At 74.2% G+C, this 11,307-nt stretch carries 8 protein-coding genes; 3 read left to right on the top strand and 5 right to left on the bottom strand.

Annotated elements, in window-relative coordinates; all coding sequences use genetic code 11:
* Positions 1-31 precede the first annotated feature (31 nt).
* Positions 32-772 (top strand): methyltransferase domain-containing protein, encoded by a 741-nt coding sequence (locus tag ACFY0O_RS36730; RefSeq protein WP_358897722.1) that lies wholly within the window; start codon positions 32-34, stop codon positions 770-772.
* 32 nt (positions 773-804) lie between these two features.
* Here the strand turns inward: ACFY0O_RS36730 and ACFY0O_RS36725 are convergent, their stop codons facing one another.
* Positions 805-1,665, bottom strand: a complete 861-nt coding sequence (locus ACFY0O_RS36725) for a TrmB family transcriptional regulator (RefSeq protein WP_388955204.1) — start codon at positions 1,663-1,665, stop codon at positions 805-807.
* A 373-nt stretch (positions 1,666-2,038) separates the two neighbouring features.
* Between ACFY0O_RS36725 and ACFY0O_RS36720 the strand changes: the two genes are divergently transcribed.
* Positions 2,039-3,958, top strand: coding sequence for a putative Ig domain-containing protein (locus ACFY0O_RS36720; protein ID WP_388955283.1), 1,920 nt, complete (start codon positions 2,039-2,041; stop codon positions 3,956-3,958).
* A gap of 177 nt (positions 3,959-4,135) precedes the next feature.
* A complete protein-coding gene (locus ACFY0O_RS36715) occupies positions 4,136-6,367 on the top strand; it encodes a sulfatase-like hydrolase/transferase (RefSeq protein ID WP_388955201.1) in 2,232 nt (743 codons plus the stop codon).
* 15 nt (positions 6,368-6,382) lie between these two features.
* On the opposite strand, the gene ACFY0O_RS36710 is transcribed toward ACFY0O_RS36715, so the two are convergent.
* The 4 genes from ACFY0O_RS36710 to ACFY0O_RS36695 form a co-directional block, all read right to left on the bottom strand.
* Entirely contained in the window at positions 6,383-7,078 is a 696-nt protein-coding gene (locus ACFY0O_RS36710; protein ID WP_388955199.1) for a DUF4232 domain-containing protein, read from the bottom strand.
* Between the two features lie 105 nt (positions 7,079-7,183).
* Positions 7,184-8,104, bottom strand: a complete 921-nt coding sequence (locus ACFY0O_RS36705; protein ID WP_388955196.1) for a formylglycine-generating enzyme family protein — start codon at positions 8,102-8,104, stop codon at positions 7,184-7,186.
* Between the two features lie 73 nt (positions 8,105-8,177).
* Positions 8,178-9,581, bottom strand: a complete 1,404-nt coding sequence (locus tag ACFY0O_RS36700) for a sulfatase (RefSeq protein WP_388955193.1) — start codon at positions 9,579-9,581, stop codon at positions 8,178-8,180.
* Positions 9,582-9,934: 353 nt separating this feature from the next.
* Entirely contained in the window at positions 9,935-10,801 is an 867-nt protein-coding gene (locus ACFY0O_RS36695; RefSeq protein ID WP_388955191.1) for a glutathione S-transferase C-terminal domain-containing protein, read from the bottom strand.
* Positions 10,802-11,307 lie beyond the last annotated feature (506 nt).

Below are 11,307 nucleotides of genomic sequence, written 5' to 3'. Positions count from 1 at the left end.
AGCCGACGCCGCAGAACGAGGGGGAACCACGATGAGTGGTCAGTTGTACGACGGTATCGGCGAAGCCTTCGAAGGCTTCAAGACCCTGCCCGTCATCCGTTACGCCGAGGTGCCGGGCTTCCTCGCCCTGGTCGGCGACGTCACCGGCAAGTCCGTCCTGGACATCGCCTGCGGCACCGGCTTCTACAGCCGTGAACTCAAGCGCCGGGGCGCGTCCCGGGTCTTCGGGTTCGACATCTCCGGCGCGATGGTCGACGCGGCCGCCGCGATCGAGAAGGCCGAGCCCCTGGGCATCGAGTACCAGGTCGCCGACACGGCCGGCCTGCAGGTCTTCGAGGAGCCGTTCGACGTCGCCGTGGCCGTGCAGGCGTTCAACTACGCGAGCGAGACCGCCGAGATCGAGCTGATGATGCGCAACATCCGGCGCAGCCTGGTCGCGGGCGGCTCGTTCTACCTGTTCGTGCAGGACCCGGGCTACGACTTCGGCGGTCCGTCGCTGGAGAAGTACGGCTTCCTGTTCGAGTCGACGGGCAAGGACAACGAGATCGGCCGGGGGATCCGCCTCACCGCCCTGCTCGACCCGCCGGTCTCCTTCGAGGCGGTCGTCCCGTCGAAGGAGACGTACGAGCGGGCCCTGGCGGCGGCCGGGTTCACCGGCGTCGAGTGGGTCACGCTGGAGGTCTCGGCGGAGGGCGTGGAGAAGTTCGGCGAGGAGTACTGGGCGGACTACAACGGCAACCGCCCGCTGACCATGATCCGCTGTACCGCCTGACCCGCACGACCCGGCACTCCGCCGGGCCGGTGTCATGCGTCTTCGGTGTCACGCGTATCGGCGTCATGAGCCGTCCCGGGGTCCGGCAGGCCCGGAAGTTCCTCGGCCTGGTCCCAGACGGCGAGGAAGGCCATCCGCAGACAGGTCGCCAGCGCGGGGTGCTCGATGTACAGGGCGGTGGTGGTGCGGGTGTCGGCCACCGGGTCGGGCATGTCGCACAGGACCAGGGAGGCGTCCGCGACGACGAGCTTGAGCGGCAGCCGCGCCGCGAAGCGGGACTCCTCGCCCGCCGCCGCGAACCGCCGTACGTTCCGCGAGACTTCGGCGTCGTCGAGGGCCTCCAGGGTGTAGACGGCCCGGGCCGTGCCGCCGGCCCGCCGCAGCCTGCGCACGGCCTCGATGCCCTCGTCGTTGGCCGGGGGTGCGACGAAGGGCGGCTTGCAGAGGCTGAGGAGCTCGCGCCCGGCCTGTTCCTGGATGCTCGCGAACCGTGCGGCGATCGCCCGCGGATCGCGGAGCACCTCGATGTAGTCGAGGGGATCGGTGTGGCTGCGGCCGTCGGTCCAGACCGGGGACAGGGCGCGGCCCAGGGCGGCCGACACCTGGTCCAGGCGTTCCAGGGACTGGCGCTGACGGGCCATCAGGCGGGCCAGGGCGAGCTCGGGGGCCACCGCCGAGAACGCCGTGACCCGGCCGGGGCGCGGCACGGCCAACTGCCGCCGTACGAGGGCGTCGAGCACGTCGTAGACGCGCTGGCGCGGGACCTGCGCGGCGCGTGCCGCCTCGGCGGCGGTGTAGGACTCCCGCCGGACCAGGGCGAGGTAGACCAGCGCCTCGTAGCGGGAGAGCCCCAGGGATACCAGATCGTTGACCGCGCTGTCGTCCGACTCCATGGAAAGACACGGTATAGGTGTCCAACACCGAACCAGAGCCAACCCTTTGCCATCTGCCGGGTGTCCCCTTGGCTGGAATCTCCATACCTTCGGCGTTGGCCACCACTGCACGTGGTGACAGCTCTCGCACCGCCGCAAGCGTGCCATCCCGCAGCCCCGTGCCGCCCTTTTCCGGTCCGGCGTCCGGCAGATCGACGTGCCTGAAAGCCATGTATGTCAGGGACCTGCCATGCCCGGAATTCCCCTGTGGCACGGGACCCGACCCCCCATGGAGGGCAGTTCCTTGAGCAACGCCCTGTCCCAGCGCGCCGCACGGCTCGGCCGTCGCGGCGCGACCGCCTTACTCTCGGCGGCAGCCCTGGTATCCGGCGGCATGTTCGCCGTCGCGGGCCCGGCCGCCGCGGCCGGACCCTCGGCCGCCCCGGCCGGCGCCCCCGCCGCGGTCCACACCCGGCGGCTCTGCTCCGAACCCGCCCAGCGCGATTTCATGGCCTGCCACGCCCTCGCCCGCACCGACGTCGCGCAGCACCCGAGCCTCGCGCCCGGCCTCGTGCCCTCCGGCTACGGACCCGCCGACCTGCAGAGCGCCTACGCCCTGCCGGCCGCCGCCGGCGCCGGGTCCACGGTCGCCATCATCGACGCCTACGACGACCCGAACGCCGAGTCCGACCTGGCCGCCTACCGCGCGCAGTACGGCCTGCCCGCCTGCACCACCGCCAACGGCTGCTTCCGCAAGGTCGACCAGAACGGCGGGACGAGCTACCCGACCGCCGACTCCGGCTGGGCCGGCGAGATCTCCCTCGACGTGGACATGGTCAGCGCCGTCTGCCCGCAGTGCCACATCCTCCTCGTCGAGGCGGCGCAGCCGTCCATGGAGGACCTGGGCGCCGCAGTGAACCGCGCCGTGTCCATGGGCGCCAAGTTCGTCTCCAACAGCTACGGCGGCGGCGAGGACTCCACCGACCCCGCTTCCGACGCCTCCTACTTCAACCACCCCGGCGTGGCCATCACGGTCAGCTCCGGCGACAGCGGCTACGGCGTCGAGTACCCGGCCGCCTCCCAGTACGTCACCGCCGTCGGCGGCACCTCCCTCAGCCGCGCCGGAGGCACCTCCCGGGGCTGGTCCGAAAGCGTGTGGGGCAGCAGCTCCGGGGGCAACGGGGCCGGCTCCGGCTGCTCGGCCTACACCGCCAAGCCGTCCTGGCAGACCGACACCGGCTGCGGCAAGCGCACCGTCGCCGACGTCGCCGCCGTCGCCGACCCGGCCACCGGTCTCGCGGTCTACGACAGCTACCAGGCCAGCGGCTGGAACGTCTACGGCGGCACCAGCGCGTCCGCGCCGATCATCGCCTCCGTGTACGCCCTCGCGGGCGCCCCGGCCGCCGGCTCCACCCCGTCGTCCTTCCCCTACGCCCACACCGGCTCGCTCAACGACGTCACCAGCGGCGCCAACGGCTCCTGCGGCAGCAGCTACCTGTGCACCGCCAAGTCCGGCTACGACGGCCCCACAGGGCTGGGCACCCCGCAGGGCACCGCGGCCTTCACCGGCGGCTCCACCGGCGGCAACACCGTCACCGTCACCAACCCCGGCAACCGCTCCACCCCCGTGGGCACCGCCGCCTCCCTCCAGATCCAGGCCACCGACTCCGCGAGCGGCCAGACCCTCACCTACAGCGCCACCGGCCTGCCGCCCGGCCTGTCCGTGAACGCCTCCACCGGCCTGATCGGCGGCACGCCCACCACCGCGGGCACCTACACCGTGACGGTCAGCGCCAAGGACACCACCAACGCGACCGGCAGCGCCTCCTTCACCTGGACCGTCACCCCCACCGGCGGGAACTGCACCCCGGCCCAGCTCCTGGGCAACCAAGGCTTCGAATCCGGCACCGCCCCCTGGACCGCCAGCTCCGGCGTCGTCGACAGCAGCGCCGGCGAGCCCGCGCACACCGGCACCTGGAAGGCCTGGCTCGACGGCTACGGCTCCAGCCACACCGACTCGCTCGCCCAGACGGTGACCATCCCGGCCGGCTGCCACGCGACCCTCAGCTTCTACCTGCACGTCGACACCGCCGAGACCACCACCACGGTCGCCTACGACAAGCTCACCGTCCAGGCGGGCTCCACCACCCTGGCCGGCTACTCCAACCTCGACCAGAAGTCCGGCTACACGCAGAAGACCTTCGACCTGTCCGCCTTCGCGGGCCAGACGGTCACGGTCAAGTTCACCGGAACCGAGGACTCCAGCCTCCAGACCTCCTTCGTCATCGACGACACGGCCCTCACCACGGGCTGACCCACCGCACCGGCGGAACGGGGGCCCCGCACCGGGTGCGGGGCCCCACCCCCGGATGACGCGGGGCCGGGTGCCGTCACAAGGTCTTCATACCCCGTGCATGGTTCCGGCGGGCCCCCACGGCCCATGATCGGCGCACCGCCCGGTCCGCGACCCGCACCCGAGGAGCACCCCGCCATGCCCAGCCGCCGTACGTTCCTGGCGGGTTCCACCGCCGCGCTCGGCCTCACCGCCACCGCCACCACCGCACCGGTGGCCCGGGCCGCGCCCGGGGCGACGGCCCCGGCGGACGCGCCCGGCACCCGGCAGCCGAACCTCGTCGTCGTCCTCGCCGACGACCTCGGCTACGGCGAACTCGGCGCGTACGGACAAAAGTTGATCACCACCCCGCGCCTGGACCGGCTCGCCGCCGAAGGGCTGCGCTTCACCGACGCCTACTCCACCGCCGCCGTCTGCGCCCCGTCACGCGGCTCCCTCCTGACCGGCCTCCACACCGGCCACGCCACCGTCCGCGCCAACCCCTCCTCCGGCGGCCAGGGCTCCCTCACCGCCGCCGACACCACCTTCGCCCAGGTGCTGAGGGCCCGCGGCTACCGGACCGCCGTGATCGGCAAATGGGGCTTCGGGCCGGAGGCCCCCGGCCAGGACAGCCACCCGGCCGCCCGCGGCTTCGAGGAGTTCTACGGGTACATCGACCACGGCCACGCCCACCAGTACTACCCCGAGTACCTCTGGCACAACGACGTGAAGGAGCCCATCCCCGCCAACGCGGGCGGGGCGAAGGCCGTGTACGCCCCGGACCTGCTGGAGCGCCGCGCCCTGGAGTTCATCGACGACCACGCGGCGGAGCCCTTCCTCCTGCTGCTCACCCCCAACGTCCCGCACGCCCCCAGCGACGTCCCCGACACCGGCGCCTACGCCGCCCGACCCTGGTCCGCCGCCGACAAGGGGCACGCCGCCCAGGTGAGCTACTTCGACGCCCTCGTCGGCAAGGTCGTCGACCGGCTGAGCGCCCTCGGCCTGGAACGCGACACCGTCCTCCTCGTCACCAGCGACAACGGCCCCCACGAGGAGGGCGGCGTCAACCCCGACCTGTTCGACGCCAACGGCCCGCTGCGCGGCTACAAGCGCAACCTCTACGAGGGCGGCGTCAGGATCCCCCTCGTCGCCTGGGGCCCCGGCCGCGTCCGGCCCGGCACCACCGACCGCCCCACCCCCCTGACCGACGTCCTGCCCACCCTCGCCGAGCTCGGCGGCGCCCCCGCCCCCGCCGACGTGGACGGGCTCTCCGCCGCGCCCCTGCTCGCCGGCAGCCCCGACGCGGCCCGCCACGGACACCTCTACTGGTTCCGCGACGAGCTCGGCGTCACCAGCCGGGCCAACGCCCAGGACGCCAAACGCGCCACCTGGCTCGCCGAAGCGGTCCGCCGCGACAACTGGAAGGCCGTGCGCTTCGCCCCCGAACGCGACCACGCGCTCCCCGACGCGAAATGGCAGGTCGAGCTGTACGACCTGGCGGCCGACCCCGGCGAGACCCGCGACGTCGCCGCGACCTACCCGGCCAGGGCCGCCGAACTGGTGGCGCTGATGCGCGCCTCCTGGAAGGACCCCTATCCCCGCACCGGATTCGGCACCCGCCTCACCCTGCCCGCCCTGGCCGTCCCCGGCGAGGCGTTCACGGTCACCGCCACCCTCGACAACGGGTCCCCGCGCCCCTGGACCAACGCCGCACTCGGCCTCGCGGCCCCCGCCGGATGGACGGTGACCGCCACCTCCCCGGGCGCCGCCCAGCAGCTCCCGGCGGGCGCCCGGCTCACCGCGTCCTGGCAGGTCACCCCGCCCGCGGACGCGACCCCGGCGACCGCGTGGACGCTCACCGCCGAAGGCACCGCCCTCGCCCCGGGCGGTCCCGTCCGCTACCCGGCGAAGGGGACCGTCCCCACCCCGCCGCCGCCCCCCACCCGTGACTCCTACCTCTCCGACCTCGCCTGGATCAGCGCGACGAACGGCTGGGGACCGGTGGAACGCGACGCCTCGAACGGGAAGAACGCCGCCGGGGACGGGCCGCCGATCTCCTTCGGGGGCACCTCCTACCCCAAGGGCCTCGGCGTCCACGCACCCAGCGACATCGCCTACCACCTCGGCGGGTCCGCCGTACGGTTCACCGCGCTCGTCGGCATCGACGACTTCTCCGCGAAGCAGAGCGCGCTCGGCGCCACCCGCGCCAAGGTCTACGGGGACGGCCGCCTGCTGCTGACCACCCCCACCCTCACGGCGGCCGGCGGCCCGGTCGCCGTCGACCTGGACGTGCGCGGCGTACGCGTGCTGCGCCTGGTGGTCGAGGACGCCAACGACCGGACGTCCTTCGACCACACCTCCTGGGCCCTGGCCCGCGTCACCGTGGCCTGAGCCCGTCGGGGGCGCCTACCGCAGGGAGTTGAACGAGTCCCGGGCGCTGAAGTGGTACACCCCGACCCTCGGGCGGGCCACCGCCGCCGGGGCGGCGAGCGGCAGGCTGGTGGCGTCCGCGTTCGGCATGTGGGCGGGATCGGCCAGGATGTTGATCTCGTCGGCGACCGGTCCGGTGCCGCCCGACGGGTCGAGGTTCACGGCGGCGTAGGCGGTGGCCCCGGGCCGCACCGGGTGGGCGGGGGCGCCGCCGAGGCCGTCGGGGGGCGTCGCCTGGATGCCGAGGGCGGAGCCCTTGGCGCTGAAGCCCACCGCGGGGTGGAGGTCGAGACCGCAGGTGGCCGGCCCGTTGTTGGTCACCGTGACGACGCGGACCGTCGCCGGGAAGCCCTGCGGCGCGGTGACCCTGACGGTGATGTCCCGCGCGGAACAGGGGTGGGTGTACGCGTAGGAGTCGTCGGTGGCGGCCCCGGCGGCGGCCGTGCCCTTGCCGTCCGGCGACGGGCTCGCGGAGGCCGCCGGGGTGGCGGTGCCGAACGGCGCCGGTGTGACCTCCGGTGCCGGGGCGGAGCCGGAGGCCGCCGCGGCGGGGCTCGTGGCCGGCGGCCCGGCCGCCCCGTCGGCGGAGCCTGAGCCGCCGCAGGCGGTGAGCGCCAGGGCGAGCCCGACGAGGGTGGCCAGGGCCGTGGACCGGCTCCGGTGGATGCGCATGAGGGGACTCCCCGTGTCGTACGTGCGGGGCGGAAGGCCGCCCGGGTGTGATCCACTATGACCCGGACGGCGGCCGCGGCACGAACGTCCGCGCCGGTCAACTCCTCACGCGAGGACGGCGGAAGCCCCGACGGCATCGGCCGCCACCCGGAATCCGATGTTCCCCGTCGAGCTGTCCGGCGTGTTCGAGCTGCGGGCCGCCACCCGGTAGCGGTTGCAGTAGGAGTCGTGGCAGAGGTAGGAGCCCCCGCGCATCGCGCGGGAGGTCTCGTCGCCGGGCGTGAACGCGTCCGCGCACCACTCCCAGACGTTGCCGACGGTGTTGTACAGGCCGAAGCCGTTGGGCCGGAAGGACTTCACGGGGGCGGTGGACACATGGCCGTCGGCGGCGGTGTTGAGCACCGGGAACTCCCCCTGCCAGATGTTGCACATGTGCCGCCCGCCGGGGGTGAGTTCGTCGCCCCACGGATAGCGCCGCTGCTCCAGACCGCCCCGGGCGGCGTACTCCCACTCCACCTCGGTGGGCAGCCGGGTCCCGGACCAGGCGCAGTAGGCCAGGGCGTCGTTCCAGGAGACGTGGACGACGGGATGGTCCTGCCGGGCGGTGACGTCCGAACCGGGCCCCTCGGGGCTGCGCCAGGAGGCCCCCTCCACGGCCCGCCACCACGGAACGCCCGCCACCGGCGGCGAGACGGCGGCGACCTCCTCGGCGAGGAAGGCGCCGAAGGTGAACGAGAACCCGAACCGCTCGGCCTCGGTGACATGGCCCGTGGCCTTGACGAAGGTGGCGAACCGGGCGTTGGTCACGGTCGTGGCCGCGATCCGGAAGGGCCGTACGGCCACCTCGCGGACCGGCCCCTCGGCGTCGGTGGGGAACCCCTCGGGGTCCTCGGTGCCCATCAGGAAGCGGCCCCCGGGCAGCGCGAGCAGCTGCCGGGCCACCCGCGAGGGCGGGGCCGCGGGCGGCGGCGGGGCGAGGGGGAGCACGGGCGGGTGGGTGTGGCCGGGGGTGCAGCAGTCGGGCATGTCGGCTCCGGAGACAGGCTCTAGACGGGTCCGGCCGGGCACCCCGGGGAGGGGTGCCCGGCCGGAGGGGCGGTCAGGCGGTGCGGTCGGCGTGCAGCCGGCCGGCCAGGGCGGGGATGCCGAGGGCCTGCTCCTGCGCCGGGGTGGCCCCGTGCAGCAGGTTGGTCAGCTGGTACGGGTCACCGGCCAGGTCGTAGTACTCGCGGAAGGTGACCTGGCCCGTGCCGGACACGGTTCCGCTCGCGTCGGTCCTCAGGTCGTAGTACTCCGTGTACTGCTCGTCCTTGGCGACGTACGAGGACCAGGTCGGGGCCCCGCCGGCGGCCGTGCCCTGCTTCCACCACTCCACCAGCAGGTGGTCGCGGCTGTGGGAGGAGAGCAGGGAGCGGCCGTCCTGGGGCGCGGCGGGAGTGATCCCGGCCGCGTCGAGGAGGGTGGGCGCGATGTCGATGTTGGCGACGATCCGGTCGTCCTGCGTGCCCGCGCCCCGGCCGCCGGCCGGCCAGGAGAGGTAGAAGGGCACCTCGTGCGCCGGGCGGTAGGGCACCGACTTGGCGGTCCAGCCGTGGTCGCCCCAGCTGAACCCGTTGTCGCCGATGTAGACGACCAGCGTGTTGTCGAGCTGGCCCAGGGCCTGGAGCTTGTCCTTGAAGGCCTGGACGGCGTCGTCCACGGAGAGCAGGGTCCGCAGCTGCTCGGCCCGGATGGCCCGGCCGTCGGCGAGGGTGCCGGTGGCGTCGCGGATGTACGGGGGCTTGTCGGCGCGGTCCTGCTCGGGGACGGAGGGGCGGCCGTCCCACCCGGGGACGGCGGTGTCCGCGTACTTGGCCTCGGGGGTGCGCGGGCCGTGCGAGGCGTACGGGGTGACGTAGGCGAACCAGGGCCGGGGGTCGGTGGCGGCCTTGTCGAGGAAGGCGAGGGTGCGGTTCTTGACGATGGTGGTGGTGTAGCCGTCGATGGTCTGGACGGTGCCGTCGACGTTCCAGCGGGCGTCGACGTACGCGGGCTGGAGGAGGGCGAACTCCTCGAAGTGCGGCGGGTTGTCCGCCAGGGTCCAGGAGTTGAGGTACTTGCCGAACAGGCCGGTGCGGTAGCCCGCCTGCCGCAGGTACTTCTGCACGGTGGTGCTCTGGTCGAGCGCGTGCGCGGCCTGGTTGTTGCGCACGCCGTGGTTGTGGGCGTACCGGCCGGAGAACACGCTGGAGCGCGAGGGAGCGCACAGCGGCGTGGTGACGTGCCCGTGGGTGAAATTCACGCCCTGGCCGGCGAGCCAGGCCACGGTCTTGGGCAGGGCCCACTCGGTGTGCTTGGGCTGGTCGTCGGTGACGATCAGCAGGATGTTCGGACGGCCGGCGGCCGCGGCGGGACCGGCCGCGGCGACCTGGGCGACGGCGGGCACGGCCGTGGCGGCCGCCACGGCCGCGGCACCGCCGAGGAAGCCGCGGCGGCTCACCGGGTGACGTGGGTTCTCGCTCATGCTGTCTGTCCCTCCTGGACACGAAGGCGCGTGGGCGCACGGCGGCGCGCGCGGTGCGCGGGGGAAGAGACGGGTACCGGGCGCGGATCCCGTCGGGGGAGGGGCGCGGTCAGCGCGCCGGGGCGACCGTACAGAGGGCGGCGGCCACGCCGCCCAGGTCGACGTGGCGGCGCGAGGTGAGCGTTCCTGCTGCCATGGCGACGAGCGTAGGCCCACCGGAACCCCGGTTCCATGTACGGCGGATGAAATGACCGCCCCCCACCGCCCCCACCGCGCCCCCCGCCCGGCCCCCCGCCCAGACCCGGCCCGGGCCCCGCCGGGGAGCGGGCCGGACCGCTGCGCAGCGGACTCGGTCAGGGCCCGGTGACACCCGCCGGGTCCGGGAGCCGTCCCGGCCAGGCCACGATGCGGATCGCCGCGCCGGCCGCCTCCTCGCCCCGGCACCGGGCGTGGTGGCGGCGGGCGATGCCGTCGAGGTCCAGGTGGGGCGCGAAGGCCGGATGCGCGGCCAGCCGCCTGGCGTAGGACCACAGGCGCGGGTGGTCGGTGAGGCGGTACACCGCCGCCGCGTCCAGGTGCCAGCGGTGCACCGTGTCCAGCTGGACCAGGGTGACCCACAACCGCACGTCGGCCGCCGTCAGTTCGCCGCCCAGGACGTACGGGGCGCAGGCCAGACGCCGCTCCAGGGCGCCCAGGGAGCGCAGCAGCACGGTCAGGGCCGCCTCGCGCGCCGCCGGGTCGGCGCCGGAGCGGCCCGCGCGCTGCGCCGCCGCGTCCACGCCCTGCTCGCAGAGCCGGCCCACGGCCTCGATCCGCCGGTCGGCCCCCTCCGGGTGCAGACGCGGGCCGCGGGTGTCGAACCGCAGCCCCAGGTCCTCGAGGATGTCCGGGGCGTGGGTGCTGACGATCCGTCCGGTCCAGTCGTCACTGAGCACCGGGGCCACGGCCGGGCCGGGGTACAGGTGCGCACTGGCCTGGTACAGCGCGCGCAACGCCAGGTGCCCGCCGTCGGGCGCGTCGGGTACGGCGGGCAGCGGGGTCACCGGGAGGACATCGTCCAGGCCGAGCAGGCTGTGGGTGATCGCGATCCGCAGACAGGACGGACCGGAGGGCGACAGGTGCAGCCGGTAGCGGTGAGGGACGGCCGGATAGCCGCTGCGCGCGTCACGGCCGATCCTGCTCCGGAAGGACGGCACGGCTTGGGGGGAAATGGCGGACATGCGTCTCCCTGGGAGTGCTCGGTCGCGGGCGTGCGAGGAGGACGGCCGGTGACGGCTGCGCTACGGCGGGCACCGGCGGGCGCGTGCGCGGGGGGTCAGGCAGGACCCGTCAGGCAGGACCCGGCCGGGACGGCCCGGCGGGCGCGGGGGCGCCGCGGTGCGGCGGATTCGCCGCACCGCACACGCGCAGGAGGTCGATGTGCCGGCGGGAGGTCAACAGGGGGCGCGGCAGCGGCGGGACGGCGGTGCGTCCGCCGTCGGTGCCGTGGTCGCGCGCGCAACAGCCCATGATTCCCTACCGGTTCACCAGGATGGGCCATTTCGGAGTCTCGACCGGTGCCCGGGGGCTGTCAAGACCGCGGCACCGGCCCCCGTGGGGGCCGGTGCCGCCGTGCCGGACGGGGGCGGGGCTACTTGGCGCCGAGGCCGGCGTCGTTGACCTCGGGCTTGCCGGCGGCCTTGAGGACCTTGTTGAGGAGCGTGAGGTCGTAGATGCCGGTGAGGTC

This window comes from Streptomyces sp. NPDC001594, from assembly GCF_042893675.1.
GTDB lineage: Bacteria > Actinomycetota > Actinomycetes > Streptomycetales > Streptomycetaceae > Streptomyces.
Note: the sequence above shows the minus strand (reverse complement) of the source record. Positions and strands in the feature narration are given on the sequence as shown.

Coding starts and splice junctions, on each gene's coding strand:
- ACFY0O_RS36730 (WP_358897722.1), top strand. CDS start 32: ATGAGTGGTCAGTTGTACGACGGTATCGGCGAAGCCTTCGAAGGCTTC.
- ACFY0O_RS36725 (WP_388955204.1), bottom strand. CDS start 1,665: ATGGAGTCGGACGACAGCGCGGTCAACGATCTGGTATCCCTGGGGCTC.
- ACFY0O_RS36720 (WP_388955283.1), top strand. CDS start 2,039: ATGTTCGCCGTCGCGGGCCCGGCCGCCGCGGCCGGACCCTCGGCCGCC.
- ACFY0O_RS36715 (WP_388955201.1), top strand. CDS start 4,136: ATGCCCAGCCGCCGTACGTTCCTGGCGGGTTCCACCGCCGCGCTCGGC.
- ACFY0O_RS36710 (WP_388955199.1), bottom strand. CDS start 7,078: ATGCGCATCCACCGGAGCCGGTCCACGGCCCTGGCCACCCTCGTCGGG.
- ACFY0O_RS36705 (WP_388955196.1), bottom strand. CDS start 8,104: ATGCCCGACTGCTGCACCCCCGGCCACACCCACCCGCCCGTGCTCCCC.
- ACFY0O_RS36700 (WP_388955193.1), bottom strand. CDS start 9,581: ATGAGCGAGAACCCACGTCACCCGGTGAGCCGCCGCGGCTTCCTCGGC.
- ACFY0O_RS36695 (WP_388955191.1), bottom strand. CDS start 10,801: ATGTCCGCCATTTCCCCCCAAGCCGTGCCGTCCTTCCGGAGCAGGATC.